This is a genomic window from Clostridium sp. 10cd* (assembly GCF_044336395.1).
In the GTDB taxonomy this organism is placed as follows: Bacteria; Bacillota_I; Bacilli_A; order Erysipelotrichales; family Erysipelotrichaceae; genus Clostridium_AQ; species Clostridium_AQ innocuum.
Genome location: NZ_CP172347.1, coordinates 2429991 through 2448186, shown reverse-complemented (window position 1 = coordinate 2448186; position 18196 = coordinate 2429991). Strand labels below are relative to the sequence as shown.

The following is an 18196-nucleotide window of genomic DNA, read 5'->3' as shown; positions in this document are numbered from 1 at the left end:
CCTCCTTATATAACGTGTTCCGTTTCTTTTCTATAAAAATTCTTTCTGCTTCAATGCGTTGAGAATGTTTCTTCCCTCTGCCACACCGTCAATGATTCTTCTGGCACGTACGCTGTCACCGATATTGAACAGCTCTACATCCTCATCCGCAAAGGTCTGCTTCAGCTCCTCCATAACCGGAGAATACGCACGCATACCCAGGCAGACAAAGCCGTAATCGAAGTCCAGTGTTTCCATCTGCTCGTTGCGTTTTACGACAAAGTGATCCGGATGCACTTCCTGCAGTGCTGTAGAGGTCAGTACCTGTACGTTGTGTTTTTCCAGCATATCGTAGGTTCCCACCTTGGTAACGGTATCCAGATCCTTTCCGACAACCGGAAGCATTTCCACAATGCTTACGGCAGCCCCGCGCTTTGCGAAGAATTCCACTACGTCTAATCCTACCGCACCGCCGCCGACAACGCAAACCTTTTTGCCGCTGAGATCCTTTGGATACTGATCAATCTGCCGGATCATACCCAGAATGCCGCTGACACGGCTTCCTGACGCATCGATGTTTTCACGCAGTCCGCTGATTGGCGGAAGCAGCGGCGTGGAACCGGTCGCATTGATGATGAAATCCGGCTTCAGCATCTTCACAAAGGAAGGTGTTGCCTCTGTAGACGTAAAGGTAATCAGGTTGCGCAGCTTTTCTGCACGATGAATCAGATAATCCGGGAAATCACGAAGACGCTTTTTATCCGGAATCTTGGAAATTTCCACACTCAATCCGCCCAGATGGTCTTCCTTTTCAATCAGGAAGGTCGTACAGCCAACCTCTGCGGCAGTACATGCTGCCTCAAGACCTGCAGTACCGCCGCCGATGACAACGACATTGCATGGCTTTTTCACCTTCCAGCTGCGGTATTCCTCACCCTCGTTGACACTTGGGTTGACCGAACAGCGAATCGGGCGGTTCAAGCCGATGCGGTGCCCCGAGCAGCCGATGTTGCAGGAAATACATTTACGAATCGTATCTTCCTTTCCGTAATGCACCTTGTTGGTCCAGCTTGGATCCGCAATCATCTGGCGTCCCATACCGATCAAATCGGCATCTCCACGCTCCAGAATATCCTCGGCAACCTTAGGGTCACGGATGTTTCCCGTCGTGATGACCGGCTTCGCATAGGCTTCCTTTACGGCTTTTGCCATATAGGAGCGCCATCCATCCGGCAGATAGTTCGCATCGATCTGATACTGAATGGAATCCACAAGACCGCAGGAAACATCAATGATATCCGCTTCCGCATGGAAGTATTCCAGAAGCTTCAGCGTATCCTCCAGCGTATTGCCGCCTTCTAAAAATTCATCCGCACTGATGCGTACGATGATTGGAAACTGTGCTCCGACTTCCTTACGGACAGCCTCCAGCACCAGTCTTGCAAAACGGGCGCGGTTTTCATAGCTGCCGCCGAATTCATCTGTACGCTTATTTGTCAGCGGAGATAAGAACTGATTGATCAGATAGGAATGTCCCGCATGAATCTCAACAGCATCGAAGCCGATGATCTGTGCACGCTTTGCCGCTTTCGCATAGCAGTCAACAATATGCAGAATTTCCTCTTTGCTTAAGGCACGCGGTGCTGCCCCGTTTTTCTTGTTCGGCACATCACTCGCACTGACCGGCTGCATACCGATACGTTCTTCCACAGCGCTTGCTCCGGCATGATTCAGCTGAATCGCGATTTTCGTGTTGTGTTTATGAATCGTCTCCACCAGCTTATACAGCCGTGGAATGTAGTTGTCATGATCAATGCGCAGCTGTGTTGTTCCATTGGAACCGCACGGATAATCCACACACGCATTTTCCACGATGATCAGTCCGGTACCGCCCATGGCACGCTGTTCGTAGTAATTGATGTGCAAAAAGCTCATTTCACCGTTCTGCTCACCAAAGTTTGTTCCCATCGGCGTCATGACGATACGGTTTGGAATCGTCATCTGTTTCACCGTCAATGGTTCAAAGATCGAAGAATACTTTCCCATTACTATGCCTCCTAATTGTGAATGTTATCGTATTCACAAACATTACACGCTTATTATATATATTCCCTTACATGTAAACAATTCATAATTTTTACAAAATCTATAGATTTTATCTATAAATGAGCTATACTATTTGTATGGTAAATACTGGAGGTATGCGTATGAATCTGAATCATCTGCACTATTTTCGCGTGCTGGCAAAAACGGAGCACTACACACAGGCTGCCAATCAGCTGGACATCACACAGCCTTCCCTCTCCCATGCCATTGCCGCTCTGGAAAAGGATCTGGGCTGCTATCTGTTTGAAAAGCAGGGGCGCAATATCAAGCTGACGAAATATGGACGTATCTTTTATGAATATATAGATAAGGGACTGCAGGAAGTCGATCTGGGAGAGCGCCGGCTGCGGGAGCTCACCTCCCAGGAAAACGGATGGATCGATCTGGCTTTTATTTATACCCTGGGCAGCCACTACGTTCCCCATCTGCTGCAGAGCTTTCTGGCACAGTCGCAAAACCGCAAGATCAAATTCTCCCTGAAGCAGGGCAATACCACAGAGATTCTGCAGGGGCTGAAGGAGGAAAAGTACGATGTGGCCTTCTGTTCCTACGTGGACAATCAGCCGGATATCAATTTTCTGCCGATTGCACAGGAGGAGGTTGTCGCTATTGTTTCGCGCAGCCATCCTCTGGCAGTGCATGACAGCGTTGACCTTGCCCGGCTGAAGGAGGAAACCTTTGTCTATTACGATCGTCAAAGCGGTATCCGCCCGCTGCTGGATTCCCTGTTTGAACAGGTGGGCATAGAGCCCAACATCATCTGCGAGGTGGAAGAGGACAGTGCCGTTATCGGTCTGGTAGCCATCAATTACGGTATCGCACTGGTGCCGAATATTGCCATGCTGGAGCAGTTTCCTGTGAAAAAGCTGACCATCACCAATCCGCCGCATGAGCGTTACATTTATCTGGCTACCGTCAAAAACCGCTACCTTCCCCCTGCTGTACACACCTTCTGTAACTTTATCGTACATCACACCTCCATTAAAAACCCGCACACCAGTGACTGATTTTCCATTTTCTTTCATAAATTTTCACAAAATATGAAAACTTATGCTTGCATTTTCCGTAAGAGTGTTGTATCCTAATGGCAATAGGAGTGATACCCATGAACAAATCCATACAGACAGCAGCTTATTATTTTTACTTTAGATAGCCCTGAAACAAACCATTGAGATATCGTGGTTATTTTAGCGTTTCAGGGCATAAAAAAAGCATCGAACGAAGAAAACGTTGATGCTTTTTTTGTAGCCTGTCCCGGATACAGCAAGCTTCTATGATAGAAAATTAAGAAAAGAGAGGAAGAGAACAAATGAGATACGGACTAATTGGTGAAAAGCTTGGACACAGCTTTTCAAAGGATATTCATGAAAGGATTGCGGATTACACCTTCGATCTGATACCGCTGAGCAAAGAGGAATTCAAGACATTCATGGAGAAAAAGGAGTTTACTGCATTGAATGTAACCATCCCCTACAAGAAGGATGTCATCCCCTACCTGGATGAAATGGATGAGCATGCAAAAGCAATCGGTGCTGTAAATACAATCGTCAATCGTGACGGCAAGCTGAAGGGCTATAATACCGACTTCACCGGCTTTTTATACATGGTGAAAAAGCACAATGTACACATGGAAGGAAAAAAGGTGCTGATTATCGGAAACGGTGGAGCCAGTGCTGCCATTCAGGCAGTGGTACAGCATGAATCAGCTGGCAGCATGGTCATCGTCGATGTTGTGCCAGGAAACGGTGCCATCAGCTATGATGAAATGTTCTCCAGTCATCTGGATGCGGAAATCATCATCAACACCTCCCCGATCGGAATGTACCCGCGTATCGGCAATGCTCCGATCGATATCAGCATGTTTCATAAATGCGAGGCCGTTCTGGATGTGATCTACAATCCGATTCTGACAAGACTGTGCTTCGAGGCGCAGGAAATGGATATCAAGCGTGTAAACGGTCTGGAGATGCTGATAGCACAGGCAAAGCAGTCCGTGGAGTTCTTCCTGGATAAGAGTATCGACGATCAGATCATCGACGATATCTATCAGGATATGCTGCGCGAGCGCTGCAATATCGTATTGATCGGAATGCCCTCTGCCGGCAAGACAACCATTGGCAAAATGCTGGAGAACCGTATGCAGAAGGAGTTCATTGACCTGGATGATATCATTATCGAAAAGGCCGGAAAGTCCATTCCGGAAATTTTCGAGGAAAGCGGAGAGGCAGGCTTTCGCGCCATTGAAACAGAAGCGGCAATCGAGGTCAGCAAGCTGAACAATAAAATCATCGCCACCGGAGGCGGTACGATCAAGCATAAGGTGAATATGGATTACCTGCGTCAAAACGGAATTACGATTTTCATTGACCGCGATGTGGATAAGCTGATTAGCTCCGATCCGAACCGACCGCTGTCCAAAAGCACAGACGCCCTCGAGAAGATGCATGCCGAGCGTCTGCCGCTGTACCAGAAATATGCAGCCTACGTCGCTGTAAACAACAGTGACATTGAATCAACCGTCACCGAAATCGAAGAAGCCTATCGCAGCATTTTAATTGATGCTGTCAGCGATTAGAAGAAAAGAGGAAGAAACAATGATTATCACATTAAAAAAAGATGCTCCCAAGGCAGAGGTTGAAAAGCTGATTCATACCTTTGAAAACAAGGGGCTGTCCGTTACCATGATTCAGGGAGATAATTACAATGTCTTCGGTCTGGTTGGCGATACCTCCAAAATCGATGAAAAGCTGGTGAAAGCACATCCGTTTGTCGAAAATGTCACACGCATTGCCGCACCGTATAAAAAGGCGAACCGTCTGTTTCATCCAGCGGATACCATCGTGGATGTAGCCGGCATCAAGGTTGGCGGAAATGAGAAAATCGTCGTAATCGGCGGACCCTGCTCCGTTGAGGGTGATACCCAAATTATGGATATTGCAAAGGAAGTGAAGAATGCCGGCGGCGATATGCTGCGCGGCGGTGCATATAAACCGAGAACGAGTCCCTATGCGTTCCAGGGTATGGGAACAGAGGGTGTCAAATGTATGGTGCATGCCAGAAAAACCTATGGGCTGCCGATTGTCAGTGAGCTGATGAGTGCAGATAAAATCGATGAATTCGTCGAGCATGTGGATTTGATTCAGATCGGTGCCAGAAACATGCAGAACTTTGATCTGTTAAAGGCGGTCGGGCGCATCAACAAGCCGGTGCTGTTAAAGCGCGGGCTTGCCAATACGATTGAGGAATGGATCATGGCTGCGGAATATATCATGTCCGAGGGCAATGAAAACGTCATTTTCTGTGAGCGCGGTATCCGTACCTTTGAAACGTATACACGAAACACACTGGATCTCAGTGTAGTGCCGATTATCAAGGAGAAAACGCATCTGCCGATCATTATTGACCCAAGTCATGCGACCGGTGACTGGAGACTGGTGGAATCCGCTTCCCTGGCAGCGATTGCCGCAGGTGCAGACGGACTGATCATTGAGGTGCACAACGATCCGGAAAATGCATGGAGTGATGGTGCGCAGTCATTAAAGCCGGAGCGCTTTGGTGAAGTGATCCGCAAGGGAAGAAAAATCGCCGAGGTGATCGGGCGCAGTATGTAGGTGTTATTTCTCCTATATACATGATACATGCAGTTGCAAACGCAGGAAGAAAAAAAAGAATCCCACCCACAAATGGAAAAGGGATTCTTTTTTCATATCTGCTTACAGCACCTCTTCCCTGCAGACCAATGCGGATTTTGCCGTTTCACTGAAGTATTTCATCGCCTCCCTTGGATATTTGCCGGCTGCCGTTTCACCGGTCAGCATGATACTGGAGGCACCATGGTAAACCGCATGAAAAATATCGCTGACCTCAGCTCTTGTAGGTACTGGATGCTCCATCATGGAATCCAGCATCTGCGTTACCACCATATACGGCATGGAGTGTACACGGCATATATCCTGTATCCGCTTCTGTACAGCAGGCAGTTCCCATAACGGCATCGCATTACCTAAATCTCCTCTGGCAATCACAATCTGATCGCAGTATGGAAAAAGCTCCTTCAGATGCGCTACCCCCTCCATGTTTTCAATTTTTGCATATACCTGCAAATCCGGATTCCCGATGCTTTTCAGGGCTTCCTTCACCGTGATCAAATCCTGTGCATTTCTTACAAAGGGCTGCATGATTCCGGTAACGCCATACTGCCTGGCGGCCTTCAGATTACGGATATCACTTTCCGTAAGTGTCGGCAATTCGATGTGACCGTTCACCAGAGCCAGACTTTTCCCCGATTTCAACACACCTCCATGCAGAACAGTACACAGCAAGGCATCTTCCCTTACCTGTTTCACCTCCAGAAGAATACGACCGTCATCCAGCAGAAGCCTCTGTTGTACCGCCGTATGAGCCAGCAGCTCCACAGGAATCGGAATGTCCTTCCCCAGTTCGACTGTCTGCCGTTCTTCCAATAAGACAGGCTCCCTCAGCCTTCCGACCCGCAGCTCCGGTCCCTTCATATCGATGAGCAGCTTTGCCTGTACGCCCGCCTGCTCCTGTGCTTTTTGATATGCGTACAGCCATTCCTCGCAATCTGTCAAATCCACATGGGAAAGATTCAAGCGGACACCATTCATTCCCATACAAAGCATTTCATACAGGGCGTCCTGTGTATGCAGAGACGGCCCTAGTGTTCCATAAATATCCAGTGATTTCATTATCTTATACCTCGCTTTTTTTATTATAGCAGATTAAATGAGATATAAAGATATTTGTTTCTTTTTTCCTTATTCCTTTTATGAATGACTCGAATATTCTGTTGTGCTTCACACAGTATCATAGAGCATATAAGCATAGTGGTGTCCTGAAACTTCATCCGAAACGGATACCTCATACGGTACCACCCTATGTGAATTACCCCATGTATAGTATAATGAAGTATACATGAATGAAGGAGGTGTCCAGAATGAGAAAAATAAGGGGAATAGGTATGTTATGGATGAGTGTTCTTTGTATACTTTTCCTCACCTCCTGTAGGGATGATAACAAGGCTGTAAAGCACGCGAGTGTCGAGCATGAAGAAAACGTATATGAGAAAATAGAAGCTAAGGATATTCGTCGTGTCAAAATCAGCGGGAATGCCCGGTCTATCATAATAAAACAGGATGCGGATACAGCTTTTAAATTTCAAAACGCCGACTTGAATGCAGCACATACATATGATGTTCGCAGCAGCAGAAACGGCGATACGCTCAATATATCCGTTATGATGAAAAACGGAGAAGAGGATAACGACGTTCTCGGATCATTTCTTATTTACCTGCCACGTAAAGAATTTGATGTAATAGAAACAGCAGGTGAATTCAAACAGATTCACATAAATCCTATTCATTCAGATATCTTCCTGCACGCTGACAAATCAGTGGTAGCTCTGCATCTAGAGGCTGCAAAGCTGGATCATGATATCGTGCTGGATGGATCAGAAGCGAATGCATTTAAAAGTGTCTCTGTATACTTTGATACCGTACCAGCCAGCATAAAGATGGAAGTAAATCCTATACAGAATGGCTCTATCCAGGATCCACAGCATATCCTTGATAATGGCAGGCTTGTATCCGGGACAGAAAAGCCTGTTATACGTATCCATGCCGCAAAAGAAATCAATCTGTATAAAGAAAACAGCTGATAAGCTTCTATATTGTATAACATCAGAGACGGATTATTTTCCAAGACAAAAGCTGTCAATGTTAGAAATCCCCAGCAACCTTTTCAGAGTTAAATAGAAGGATGTCTTTTTGATAAAGCAGCCATGTTTGATGAAAGAAAATGTGATGTTCTCTTTTCCAGCGGTCGGCAGCTAATTCGCCCCATGAATGATAGAGAAAACAGAATGCTACACCAAGACAACGGAAATAGCAGACGATTTTGGTATGAAAACCGTCTGCTTTTCATCATTGCATTCGCGCAAAGCTAGAGAGAAACAAGCAGCTGTTTCAAGTTTTTCATAAAGCAATGGCTGTATGAATTTTCAGCTGAATTCCCTGCCTCTGTTTATTACGAATTCTAATGCCGTTTTGAGCACTCATCGCGGCCAGAATCCATCCATATCTCAATTTTAGCTTACCACTATACAGGGAGCGTTTATATATTTGCATCCACTTCATTTTCAGGGGATATCTCACACAATCGTAAACGGATGACACAGCGGTGCAGATATGATTTTGACACCCTTCAGCTTTTCCGACAGAAATGCCGCCATATCCTGGATAAAGATATGTTCAATACCATAATGTCCGGCATCAATCACAGCAAGCCCCTGTGCCACCGCATCAATGCCAATATGATGGGAAATATCACCGGTAATCAAAACATCACACTGCTTGTAAAGCGCATGGGAAATCATACTGTTTCCGGCACCCGGAGAAATCGCAATCCGCTGAACCTGCCTGCTTACATCACCATAAACCTGCACGCCCTGCAGCTCAAAGGTTTGCTTGATCTGTTCGCAAAGCTGAAAAACCGGCATTGCCTCCGGCAGCATCCCATACTGTCCAATCCCCTTCCCGTCTTCACTGGTAGCCTCCAGTACCTTTGTTTTCTTAAGCTGCAGCATTTGCGCAGCCACCTCTGCCATGCGGAGCACATCATAATTGGTATGCATGGCATAGCAGCACATCTCCTTCTGAATCAGCTCTATTATCCTTCTGCCGATAAAATCCTGATCGTGAATCTGCTTGATTCCGTTAAACAGGAGTGGATGATGGGTAATCAGAAGATCTGCATGATTTATCACTGCATCCGCAATCACCGCATCACCGGCATCCAGTGCAATGTAAATCGTTTGCACATCCTTATCGAAGCGACCTGTCTGCAATCCGCAATTATCCCAGTCCAACGCATAGGACAGCGGATAGTGTTCCTCGATAACATGCAAAATGTCAGCACAGCGCATACACATACCTCCCTGCCTTACGGAAACGGATCAAATGAAAAGCTGTCATCAAAGCGAACAAGAAATTCGCTGATCAGTTCAATGATCGTTTCCAAATCCTGATTGCTTGCCGTTTCAATGGAGGAATGCATATAACGCAGCGGGATGGAAATAAGGGCAACCGGCACGCCACCGTTTGTAAAATGGACAACATCGCCATCCGTTCCGGCCTTTCCGGCAAACACCTCCCACTGTACATCCAGCTGATGCTCCTCGGCAATCGCAGCAAGCGCCGCATTCAAAGGCTTGTTGATCATGCTGTTGGAGCATAATACAGCACCCCCGCCAAGCTTCACGGTTCCACTCGCATCACCGCTGACGCCCGGATAATCACTCGCAAAGGTCACATCCACAATCAATGCACAGCTTGGCTGCACACGGGTTGCGACATGATAGGCTCCCCGCATGGTCGTTTCCTCACCACAGGTTGTCGCCGCATAGATTCCACAGGCAGCCTGCTTCTGTTTGGCTTTTTTCAATGCCTCCAAAATGATAAAGGCACCGATACGGTCATCCAATGCACGTCCGGCAAGCTTTCCATGTGCAAGCTCAGTGAACTCACTCGCAGCACATACCGGATCGCCGATGGAAACATAGCGTTCACACTCGGCCTTGCTGTCAAAGCCCAGATCGATAAACAAATCCTCCACCTGCACCTGTTCCTTACTTTCCAGCGTACGGTTTGTCACAACGACACCGGGCAGGATTTGTGAAGCACAGACAACCTGTACATGTGTCCCCAGATACAGAACCGGATGGATACCGCCTGCCTTTGTCACCTTCAGCATTCCATCCTCACAAATCCGGGTGACCAGAAAGCCGATTTCATCAATATGCCCGCACAGCAGAACCTTTGCCTCTGCATGCGGATTCAAAACGCTGATCACATCACCGGTCGCATCCGTCAGAATTTCATCCGCAACCGGTTCCATATGCTGAATCACCTTTTTCTGCAATGCAATTTCATGTCCGCTGACACTTGGTGTCCTCAGCATATCATACAAAAATTCCTTATCCATAAATATCATGTCTCCTTTTTAACATCATCACATCCAGTGAACACGCCAATATACAGCCTGTGCTGTAGCATAGCAAATCACTCCATACAAAGCCCTGTCCCAGCAGATAGCGTAGTGGTGTTGCACGCAGCGTATTGAGCCAGTCATAATCCAGCAGCTGCGAGCATTCGATCAGATAGGAAAACAGCAGCGTAGCGATCAACAGCGATTTCACTCTGGCCTCGGGAAACAGAAGTGCGAAGATTCCATACATCATCATCGACCACAGCGTATCTCCTCCGTATTCCCGAAACCAGTCCGGCAAGGGCAGCGTGCTTCTTGATAACAGTCCTGCCGCAATCACCAGCACAACATAGCCGACCAAAAGGCAGCGGTTTCTTCTGTTTTGTTTTCCCATATAGAGCCTCCTATACAAAAATAGAGTGTTCCCACTCTATTTGCGAATATACTGAACTGCAATACACTGCGGTCCCCCCTGTGTGATAAAGGCCGGTGAAAGCTTTAACAGCTCCAGCTCTGTATCCGGGAACGCATTTTTCAATCGGTCTATAAAGAAGCGTGCATCCGCTAACGCATCTGCATGAGATACAGAAATACGATAGGCCGCATCCACACCATGCTCGCGGAAATAGCTGATGATGGAATCTGCTGCCTTGGACAATGTACGTGTTATTGTAAATTTATCCAGACGGCTTCCATCCTCCACCGCATGCATGACCGGCTTCAGCTTCAACAGCCCGCCGATACTGGCCGCTGCCGGTTTTAAACGTCCGCCGCGCTTTAAGAAGCTGTAATCCTGCGGAATCAGAAAGGAATGCCCATGTGCCATGCTTTCCTTTAAGGCTGCGACAATATCCGCTGCCTTTTTCCCTTCATCACGAAGCTTCACCGCTTTTTCCACCAGATAGCGGTGCGGCCCGCACAGAGTCTGTGAATTCAATACCGTTATGCTGTCTGCATTGGGCGCCTGTTCCTTCGCCATCAGCGCTGTCTGATACGTACCGGACAGACCATCTGCCATACATATGTTGAGGATTTCTTCATCACCATGCTCCTCGTAGGCAGCCAGCACATCGCCAATCGGCGGCTGTGAGGTTGTCGGAATACCTCCTGAGCGAACCTTTTCCAGAAAGGATGACGTGTCAAAGCATAAATCCCGGTAATGCTCATCCTGGATACTGACGCAGAGAGGAATCACATGAACACCCATGTCATTTCCTTCCGCGACCGTAAAGAGTGCAGATGTGTCTGTAATGATATGTACCATAATATTTTTTTCCTTTTCCTAGTTGACCATTTCCATGCGCGTTTTATAATCCGGCATGTAGTTCTCTATAATATTGTAGAACGCCTTGGAGTGATTCGGCTGAATGAAATGAACAAATTCATGCAGCACCACATATTCGATGAACTCGAACGGATAATGAATCAGCTTCCGGTTCAGTGTTATCGAGTTCTTGGCCGGTGTACAGCTTCCCCATCTGCTTTTCATATCCCGAATTTTTACGTCCGGAAATTCCAGATGGTAATCACTCAAAGAGCGAAATGTCAGTGTGGCAATGTCCAGAAACACATCCCTGCACAGCTTATCGAGAAACTGCCGGATGACCTTTTCCGGGTCTGCCTGCTCTCTGCACTGTACATACAGAGTGTCCTTGTCATAGCTTACGTGATTGTACTTCCCCGTTGTCTTGCGGATTTTCAGAGAATTTCCAAACAATACGATATGCTTGTCGTCGATCATGGATTTCTGACTTCTCTCCTGCATGGATTTCTGATGCTTCACAATCCAGGAAACCTTGCTGGAAACAAAATCGTCGATTTTATCCATAGGCACAAACGGATTCGCACTGACCACGACCTCTCCCTTGGAAGAGATCCTCATGTTGATATTTTTTACCTGTTTTGTAACCAGTGTATAGGTAATCGGATATTTTCTACACTGAACAACCTTTTTATTTACATCCATTTAACTACTACCCCAATCTCTAGTGCGCATCTAATTATCTCATACTTGATTAAAAAAATAAACAGTTTTTTAGTAAGGAATTCTGGAATTTTTTACAATGGCTGAACGTGCAGGAAATGAGCAGATTTTCCATTTGTTTTTTACCGTCTGTGTTATTCTGTGTTACAATACCTACGGTGATATTATGAGCTATAACAATCCGTTTCCATACAGTGATGACAACAAGCGTTATCATACCTGGAATTATTACCTGAAGCACCGCTTTCACAGCAAGGTGTTCAAGGTTCCTCTGAATGCAAATTTCTCCTGTCCCAACCGGGACGGCACCTGCGGCGTCGGCGGCTGCACCTTTTGCAGTGCCCTTGGCAGCGGTGATTATGCAGGAGACATCCATGACGATCTGTTTCGGCAGTTTGATCAGGGAATGCAGATGATGCAAAGAAAATGGCCGGCCGGAATTCCAATGGCATATTTTCAGGCATATACGAATACCTATGCACCGCTGCCCGTGTTAAAGGCTACCTTTGACCCCTTTGCGCAGCGTGATGATATTGCGGCTATCAGTATCGCCACGCGCGCCGACTGTCTGGAGAATGATAAGATCGCCTATCTGCAATCCTTGTGTACTGATAAGGAAATCTGGGTGGAGCTGGGGTTACAGAGTATTCACGATGATACCGCACAGCACATCAACCGCGGGCACACCTATGCACAGTTTCTGGATTGTGTCGAGCGGCTGTCGCATACCGATTTGAAAATTGCTGTCCATCTGATGAATTCACTGCCCGGTGAAAACAAACTGCAGATGCTGGAAACCGCGGCTGCGCTCGCAAAGCTGCCCGTGCATGCGGTAAAGATCCATATGCTGCACATTATGGAGGGCACGCGCATGGCCCAGGAATACAGACAATCCCCCTTTGTCATGCTGAGCAGAGAGGAATATATTGATATCGTCATCCGTCAGCTGGAGCTGCTGCCGGCGGAAATGATCATCCAGCGGCTGACGGGAGATGGCGTGAAGGAAGCGCTGATCACCCCGCTTTGGACTTTGAAAAAGGTAACGATTCTCAACGACATTGACAAGGAAATGAAGCAGCGCAATACCTGGCAGGGAAAGTACAATACGTAACCTTCCCTTTTTTTTCGCATAGGATAAAGCAAGAGGTGACGATCAATGAAGGTACTGGCTGTCCTTATGCGAATTGAAAAGCTGGATCATGCCTGGAAATGGTTTATCAACAAGCCGTATGTAGACCGCGTGGAAGCGCTGGGCTGGAGCCTGTATCCCATCTGCAGCATGGCGGGAATCGCGAGTGCGCTGCAGGTATGCGATGCGCTTTTACTGCCCGGAGGCTATGATGTGCAAAGCTATTATCTGAAGGAGGACCGCAATGAGCATGTCACTACCTATGCGCAGCCGATGGATCATCTGGAATTTCAGGTAATCGACGCATTTATGTGCAACGAAAAGCCGATTCTTGGTATCTGTCGCGGAATGCAGACATTGAATGTATATGCCGGCGGGACACTTCTGCAGCATATTGACACGCAGACACACGCACCAAAGCAGCTGCACACCGTACACAGCAGCTCACGCAGTGTATTGCATCAGCTGTATCCGCAAAGCTTTACCGTAAACAGCTACCATCATCAGGTAGCCGGGCGATTGGGAGAGGGCTTTTATACCTCTGCCTTCAGCGAGGAGAATTATGTAGAAGCCATGGAGCACGAGAATGGTCGCATTCTCGCTGTCCAGTGGCATCCGGAGCTGATGGAAGACGATCAGATCCTTCCTTATTTTCTGGATGTTGTCTGCGCCTGAATTTTTTTCCTGCTCTTCCACCATTTCCAAACAAGCCACAGCATGATGGCCAGAGAAAACCAGGTGCCGAAGGCATCCACATTCATCACGGTTCCCAGATAGCGCAGGGACAGTGTTACCAATAGACTGCGCAGCAATCTGGCAAAGCCGTCACACAGCAGAAACGGAAACAGCCGCATGTTGGTGAAGCCGGCAAGATAGGCCAGAAGAAAATCCGGAATCGGGGTGATGCCGCCAATGAAGACGGCCAATAGACCATAGCGGTCCATCAGCTCCTCGCCATGCTCCACATCCTCTTTTGCGGCGATGTTATACAGCACTTTTTTGCCCAGTATCCGGGCGATGCCATAGCCGATTGCCCCGCCGATACAGGTGCCTACTGCACCCTCCAGCGAATACAGCAGCCATTTCTGCGGTGAATGCAGTACCAGCGGTACCAATATGACCTCCAGAGAAGGAAGCGGAAGAAATGCTTTTAAAACAGAATACAGTATCAGACCGATATCCTGCCATACGATAAAAAAATCCTGTACGTTCATGAAATCCCCTCATTTCATTATACGTGCAGGCTTCTGTTTTATACCAGCTCCAGCAGATTATCGATGATCAGATCCGGGTGAAGACAGCGCTGTTCACAATCCAGACGGGAATGCACACCGCTTGTCACAAAGACGCTCGTGCACCCATGCCGCAGTCCGAAGGCGACATCGGTTTCCAGATTATCTCCAATCACAACAGCATCCTCTTTAGCAATTCCGGCATAGCGCAACGCTTCCTTCAGCATCGGCTCATGCGGCTTTCCGATCATCCATGCCGTTTGCTCACTGCAATATTCCAGCATATGCACCATAGCACCGTTTCCGATGCGAAAATAGTCTCCATGCGGCAAGCGTCGATCCGGATTGGTGCCAATCAGCACTGCTCCCTTCTGTAAATGATAAAAGGCACGGCACAGCTTTTCATAGGTCACATTGGAATCCAGACCGGCAAATACCGCCTCCACATGTTCCTCACACAGCGTAAAGCCCTGCTCCAGCAGCGCCTCCCGCATCCCATCTTCTCCGATATAGAAGACGCGCTGCAGCTTTGTTTCATGACGGACATAGGCGGCAGCTGCCATCGCACTCGTAAAATATTGTGCATCCCGCAATCCTTGAAAGCCCATCGCTTCCATCTTCTCCCGGTTCTGTGCATGCGTACGCATGGCGTTGTTGGTCAGGAAATAGTATGGAATCTGCAGTGTATGTAAGGCTTCTATGAACAAGGGTGCACCGGGAATGACCTCATCCCCGCGATACATCGTTCCATCAAGGTCCAGAAACAGCGTTTTATGCCGCAGTAGCGGATGCATCGTTATATACTCCTATATAGTGGTGAAGAAAAGCCTCCTGGGAGAACTGCTCCTGATCGAGAAAGGCTTTCATAAGTACACAAAGCAAAGACAGAAGCGCCTGCTGTGTCGTACTCTTAAAGCGCAGCGTGCTGATATCATCCAGCACAAATTCCGCAATCTGTTGTGCGCGGTCAAAGCAGATCACCACACGTCTTCCTGCATGCATCCCGCAATAGAAGCGATAATATACATCGTGGTAAATCAGCTCATAGCCATCCCGACTCTTTTTCAATTCTCCGATTTGTTCATCCCCCTCGTATACGGTGAAATCCATACACGGGCGAAACCGCGAATACCATTTGCGAAGCTGGTAAAAGCCCATAATATCATCGCCATACATATTCTTCAGATATATACTGAGCAATCCGCCTTCCTTTTCATAGGAGGCACGGAATACACAACGCCCCTGCTCCTCAATGCTGTATTCGTCAATGTCCTTACGCATCGTAAATTCCATTGTCTTCACGTCCTTTCATGAAAAAGCTCTTGATCGCACAAGAGCTTTTTATCTCAACCCACTATCGTAGGGTTACACAGTCTTTGGATGTCACCTTTATTATAGGGGATTTCCTCTCATTTTTCAAGACATGAGCGAACGGTGTGTGCAAAATTGTTATTGTCAAACAGCACACAATATCGAAATATCTGTAAATTCTCTGTAAAGCAATCTGCTTACCGTCCTCTGCAAATGTAAATCAGGAACTTCTCTTCACTGTTTTCTTTTGAAAGTAATGAACATAGCAGAAAATCAGCAGCAGCGGCACGATGGAGAAAGCAGCTACGATATACAGGGTCCAGTCATATCCGAAGGCTTTGGACAGATAGGAGGTAATCAGCGGTGTTATCAATCCACTAACGCCGATAAATACGGCCATGGCAAACATCTGCGCACTGCTGAACAGCTTCTGGGGAGTGATTTCCTTTACCAGCACCTTGCTTGTCAGCATGATGATGGGCAGCGTTACCAGCTGCAGTGCTGCCGTCAGAATAATCATCCACGGCTGAAAGGAAAAGCCGTAAAGCAGGAATTTCACACCATACATAAATGTTCCAAAGTATAAGAGTGTCTTAGTCTGAAAGCGTTCCAGTATTTTCGAGGAAAACAGAAAGAGCGGCACCTCCATAAAGGATTGCAGCGCCCACTTAATGCCGACCGCTGTGGTGTCTGCGCCGATATCCAGCATTTTGTCGATAACCACATACTGATCTGCCGTACCGATCATATAGACGAGCAGATAAATCAGCACCAGCAATAAATAGCCTTTATTCTTCAGGAGCTGCCGCACGCTTTCCATGCGAATCCGCTCCCCTTCCTTTTTCTCAGCATCCTTTGCCTTGTAAATGAGCCAGCACAGGATAACGCTTACGATACCAAGTGAAATCAGCAGACTTTTATAATGAAAATGGCGGACGAGGTAGCCAGCAATCGGAGAACCGATTGTAAGCCCCAGTGCCCCGCTTGCCCGCAGCCGCCCGTAGTTTTCCTGATCGATTTCCAGCATCCAGGTTTCATCCAGTCCCATAATGACCTTTACCATACCACCCATCAGAGCCACGGTGAATACATGATACCAGAAGGTCTGGCGTTCTACCAGAAACATGGCAAAGCTGCTCGCCGTCAGCAGCACATAGGCCGCAAAGAAAAAGACCTTAACCCTTTGAAAACGGTCGCACAGGTAACCAAACAGAAACTGGCCGGCGATTGCCACAACCGCATTTGCGGCCAGAATATAACCGCGCTGTACCACCGTATAGCCCAGCTTGCTTAAAAACGGAATCATCTGGGTATTGACCATCGATATGGCAAAAAAGGCAAGAAAGTTCATGGCATAAAGCAGCCATCGCATTTGCTTTTTCATAGTAATCACATCCTCAGATATAGTATGGACACAGCTGCAGGCATCTAAAAATCTTTTCCCTTTTCTTTTCGCATATTGTATAATAGAACTGTTGAAACGGTGGTGTGTATATGCAGGAACATCTCGATACCAAAAGAATACTGGCAGCAGCATTAAAACAGCTGACCTGCCGCAAGAGCTTTGACAAAATCACGATTGCGGATATCACGCAGCAAAGCGGCTACAACCGGCAGACCTTCTATTATCATTTCCGTGATAAATACGAGCTGCTGAAATGGATCTATACGGATGATGCACAGCAGGTGTTTGATGAAAATCTCAGCTTTGAAAACTGGCCGAAATATATTTCCGCCCTCTTGAATCACATGCGCAGCGAGAAGGACTTTTATATCAATACGATCCGCAGTGATGAGACTTGCTTTGAACAATTCCTTTTTGATTTAACGAAGTCCATTTTCCATATGGCAATCGTAAGCCTTGACCAGCATCATCAGATCAATGAGGTGGAAATGAATTTTTATTCCCAGTTTTACAGCTTTGGGATAACCGGCGTGATTATCAGCTGGGTGAAAAGCGACATGAGAGAAAGTGCAGAGCGCGTCAGTGCCAATCTGAAATCGCTGGCACAGGACAGTGAAAAGCTGGCCTATTCCCGTTATCGGGAGGCCTATACGAAAATAACAAATGAGGAGGAAGAGCATGAAGAGTGAAGTAGAGCATTATGAAAACCGCTGTGGCGGCAAGGGTACGATGCATATTGAACGCCTGCTGCAAAGCGAGGAAATGGGAAGCGGCGTGAAGATGTATGCGAAGGTGACGATTGATGTAAATGCATCGCTGGGTGTACATCAGCATATCGGCGATGGCGAGTCCTACTATATTCTGCAGGGTAGAGCACTTTACGATGATAATGGAATCAAGCGTGAACTGCAGCCGGGAGATGTCACCTTTACTCCGGATCAGGGCTTTCACGGCATTGAAAACATCGGAGACGAACCACTGGTGTTTATGGCATTGATCATCAAGGTATAGAAGGCAGACAGCCTTCTTTTTTAATCTTAAGCTCT

19 protein-coding genes are annotated in these 18196 nt (G+C 47.3%); 8 read left to right on the top strand and 11 right to left on the bottom strand.

Annotated elements, in window-relative coordinates; genetic code table 11:
• Positions 1–30: 30 nt before the first annotated feature.
• Positions 31–2025, bottom strand: coding sequence for an FAD-dependent oxidoreductase (locus ACG3M1_RS12100; RefSeq protein WP_008817270.1), 1995 nt, complete (start codon positions 2023–2025; stop codon positions 31–33).
• Positions 2026–2186: 161 nt separating this feature from the next.
• On the opposite strand from ACG3M1_RS12100, the gene ACG3M1_RS12095 reads away from it, so the two are divergent.
• The 3 genes from ACG3M1_RS12095 to aroF all read left to right on the top strand — a co-directional run bounded on the left by ACG3M1_RS12095 (position 2187) and on the right by aroF (position 5696).
• Positions 2187–3092: a LysR family transcriptional regulator gene (locus tag ACG3M1_RS12095; RefSeq protein WP_008817271.1), complete on the top strand. Its 906-nt coding sequence runs from the start codon at positions 2187–2189 to the stop codon at positions 3090–3092.
• A 302-nt stretch (positions 3093–3394) separates the two neighbouring features.
• Positions 3395–4660, top strand: coding sequence for a shikimate kinase (locus ACG3M1_RS12090; protein ID WP_009589075.1), 1266 nt, complete (start codon positions 3395–3397; stop codon positions 4658–4660).
• A 19-nt stretch (positions 4661–4679) separates the two neighbouring features.
• Positions 4680–5696, top strand: a complete 1017-nt coding sequence (gene aroF, locus ACG3M1_RS12085; RefSeq protein WP_395814211.1) for a 3-deoxy-7-phosphoheptulonate synthase — start codon at positions 4680–4682, stop codon at positions 5694–5696.
• A gap of 102 nt (positions 5697–5798) precedes the next feature.
• On the opposite strand, the gene ACG3M1_RS12080 is transcribed toward aroF, so the two are convergent.
• Complete coding sequence (locus ACG3M1_RS12080) at positions 5799–6794, bottom strand: pyruvate kinase (protein WP_009269147.1); 996 nt, start codon at positions 6792–6794, stop codon at positions 5799–5801.
• A gap of 248 nt (positions 6795–7042) precedes the next feature.
• On the opposite strand from ACG3M1_RS12080, the gene ACG3M1_RS12075 reads away from it, so the two are divergent.
• Complete coding sequence (locus tag ACG3M1_RS12075) at positions 7043–7762, top strand: hypothetical protein (protein ID WP_009269148.1); 720 nt, start codon at positions 7043–7045, stop codon at positions 7760–7762.
• 492 nt (positions 7763–8254) lie between these two features.
• On the opposite strand, the gene ACG3M1_RS12070 is transcribed toward ACG3M1_RS12075, so the two are convergent.
• From ACG3M1_RS12070 to ACG3M1_RS12050, 5 genes are read right to left on the bottom strand one after another with little or no spacing between them, the layout of a single operon-like run.
• Complete coding sequence (locus ACG3M1_RS12070) at positions 8255–9028, bottom strand: Nif3-like dinuclear metal center hexameric protein (RefSeq protein ID WP_008817276.1); 774 nt, start codon at positions 9026–9028, stop codon at positions 8255–8257.
• Positions 9029–9045: 17 nt separating this feature from the next.
• Entirely contained in the window at positions 9046–10086 is a 1041-nt protein-coding gene (locus tag ACG3M1_RS12065; RefSeq protein WP_008817277.1) for a M20/M25/M40 family metallo-hydrolase, read from the bottom strand.
• Positions 10079–10483: a DUF2809 domain-containing protein gene (locus ACG3M1_RS12060; RefSeq protein ID WP_009269149.1), complete on the bottom strand. Its 405-nt coding sequence runs from the start codon at positions 10481–10483 to the stop codon at positions 10079–10081. The genes ACG3M1_RS12065 and ACG3M1_RS12060 overlap by 8 nt, the downstream gene beginning before the upstream one ends.
• Before the next feature lie 36 nt (positions 10484–10519).
• Positions 10520–11353 (bottom strand): DegV family protein, encoded by an 834-nt coding sequence (locus ACG3M1_RS12055; protein ID WP_142419476.1) that lies wholly within the window; start codon positions 11351–11353, stop codon positions 10520–10522.
• A gap of 18 nt (positions 11354–11371) precedes the next feature.
• A complete protein-coding gene (locus tag ACG3M1_RS12050) occupies positions 11372–12055 on the bottom strand; it encodes a M48 family metallopeptidase (protein ID WP_009269151.1) in 684 nt (227 codons plus the stop codon).
• Positions 12056–12152: 97 nt separating this feature from the next.
• On the opposite strand from ACG3M1_RS12050, the gene ACG3M1_RS12045 reads away from it, so the two are divergent.
• Positions 12153–13184, top strand: coding sequence for a TIGR01212 family radical SAM protein (locus ACG3M1_RS12045; protein ID WP_395814209.1), 1032 nt, complete (start codon positions 12153–12155; stop codon positions 13182–13184).
• Positions 13185–13229: 45 nt separating this feature from the next.
• Positions 13230–13877 (top strand): gamma-glutamyl-gamma-aminobutyrate hydrolase family protein, encoded by a 648-nt coding sequence (locus ACG3M1_RS12040; protein ID WP_002608984.1) that lies wholly within the window; start codon positions 13230–13232, stop codon positions 13875–13877.
• Here the strand turns inward: ACG3M1_RS12040 and ACG3M1_RS12035 are convergent.
• The 4 genes from ACG3M1_RS12035 to ACG3M1_RS12020 form a co-directional block, all read right to left on the bottom strand.
• The gene (locus ACG3M1_RS12035; protein WP_009269153.1) at positions 13850–14416 is read right to left on the bottom strand and encodes a YqaA family protein; all 567 of its coding nucleotides are present in this window, start codon (positions 14414–14416) and stop codon (positions 13850–13852) included. The two genes, ACG3M1_RS12040 and ACG3M1_RS12035, sit on opposite strands and share 28 nt — an antisense overlap.
• A 38-nt stretch (positions 14417–14454) precedes the next feature.
• Complete coding sequence (locus ACG3M1_RS12030) at positions 14455–15228, bottom strand: HAD-IIA family hydrolase (protein WP_008817283.1); 774 nt, start codon at positions 15226–15228, stop codon at positions 14455–14457.
• Positions 15206–15727, bottom strand: a complete 522-nt coding sequence (locus ACG3M1_RS12025; protein WP_002608981.1) for a hypothetical protein — start codon at positions 15725–15727, stop codon at positions 15206–15208. The genes ACG3M1_RS12030 and ACG3M1_RS12025 overlap by 23 nt, the downstream gene beginning before the upstream one ends.
• Before the next feature lie 238 nt (positions 15728–15965).
• Positions 15966–17129, bottom strand: coding sequence for an MFS transporter (locus tag ACG3M1_RS12020; protein ID WP_008817284.1), 1164 nt, complete (start codon positions 17127–17129; stop codon positions 15966–15968).
• A gap of 110 nt (positions 17130–17239) precedes the next feature.
• On the opposite strand from ACG3M1_RS12020, the gene ACG3M1_RS12015 reads away from it, so the two are divergent.
• Both ACG3M1_RS12015 and ACG3M1_RS12010 read left to right on the top strand, forming a co-directional pair.
• Positions 17240–17839 (top strand): TetR/AcrR family transcriptional regulator C-terminal domain-containing protein, encoded by a 600-nt coding sequence (locus ACG3M1_RS12015; protein ID WP_008817285.1) that lies wholly within the window; start codon positions 17240–17242, stop codon positions 17837–17839.
• A complete protein-coding gene (locus ACG3M1_RS12010; protein WP_008817286.1) occupies positions 17829–18161 on the top strand; it encodes a cupin domain-containing protein in 333 nt (110 codons plus the stop codon). The genes ACG3M1_RS12015 and ACG3M1_RS12010 overlap by 11 nt, the downstream gene beginning before the upstream one ends.
• Positions 18162–18196: the final 35 nt, after the last annotated feature.

Bases quoted from the DNA above. Each gene is read 5' to 3' on its own strand.
- ACG3M1_RS12010 (WP_008817286.1), top strand. From the start codon at position 17,829: ATGAAGAGTGAAGTAGAGCATTATGAAAACCGCTGTGGCGGCAAGGGT.
- ACG3M1_RS12055 (WP_142419476.1), bottom strand. From the start codon at position 11,353: ATGGTACATATCATTACAGACACATCTGCACTCTTTACGGTCGCGGAA.
- ACG3M1_RS12015 (WP_008817285.1), top strand. From the start codon at position 17,240: ATGCAGGAACATCTCGATACCAAAAGAATACTGGCAGCAGCATTAAAA.
- ACG3M1_RS12030 (WP_008817283.1), bottom strand. From the start codon at position 15,228: ATGCATCCGCTACTGCGGCATAAAACGCTGTTTCTGGACCTTGATGGA.
- ACG3M1_RS12045 (WP_395814209.1), top strand. From the start codon at position 12,153: ATGGCTGAACGTGCAGGAAATGAGCAGATTTTCCATTTGTTTTTTACC.
- ACG3M1_RS12020 (WP_008817284.1), bottom strand. From the start codon at position 17,129: ATGAAAAAGCAAATGCGATGGCTGCTTTATGCCATGAACTTTCTTGCC.
- ACG3M1_RS12070 (WP_008817276.1), bottom strand. From the start codon at position 9,028: ATGCGCTGTGCTGACATTTTGCATGTTATCGAGGAACACTATCCGCTG.
- ACG3M1_RS12060 (WP_009269149.1), bottom strand. From the start codon at position 10,483: ATGGGAAAACAAAACAGAAGAAACCGCTGCCTTTTGGTCGGCTATGTT.
- ACG3M1_RS12075 (WP_009269148.1), top strand. From the start codon at position 7,043: ATGAGAAAAATAAGGGGAATAGGTATGTTATGGATGAGTGTTCTTTGT.
- ACG3M1_RS12065 (WP_008817277.1), bottom strand. From the start codon at position 10,086: ATGGATAAGGAATTTTTGTATGATATGCTGAGGACACCAAGTGTCAGC.
- ACG3M1_RS12050 (WP_009269151.1), bottom strand. From the start codon at position 12,055: ATGGATGTAAATAAAAAGGTTGTTCAGTGTAGAAAATATCCGATTACC.
- ACG3M1_RS12095 (WP_008817271.1), top strand. From the start codon at position 2,187: ATGAATCTGAATCATCTGCACTATTTTCGCGTGCTGGCAAAAACGGAG.
- ACG3M1_RS12100 (WP_008817270.1), bottom strand. From the start codon at position 2,025: ATGGGAAAGTATTCTTCGATCTTTGAACCATTGACGGTGAAACAGATG.
- ACG3M1_RS12090 (WP_009589075.1), top strand. From the start codon at position 3,395: ATGAGATACGGACTAATTGGTGAAAAGCTTGGACACAGCTTTTCAAAG.
- ACG3M1_RS12040 (WP_002608984.1), top strand. From the start codon at position 13,230: ATGAAGGTACTGGCTGTCCTTATGCGAATTGAAAAGCTGGATCATGCC.
- ACG3M1_RS12035 (WP_009269153.1), bottom strand. From the start codon at position 14,416: ATGAACGTACAGGATTTTTTTATCGTATGGCAGGATATCGGTCTGATA.
- aroF (WP_395814211.1), top strand. From the start codon at position 4,680: ATGATTATCACATTAAAAAAAGATGCTCCCAAGGCAGAGGTTGAAAAG.
- ACG3M1_RS12080 (WP_009269147.1), bottom strand. From the start codon at position 6,794: ATGAAATCACTGGATATTTATGGAACACTAGGGCCGTCTCTGCATACA.
- ACG3M1_RS12025 (WP_002608981.1), bottom strand. From the start codon at position 15,727: ATGGAATTTACGATGCGTAAGGACATTGACGAATACAGCATTGAGGAG.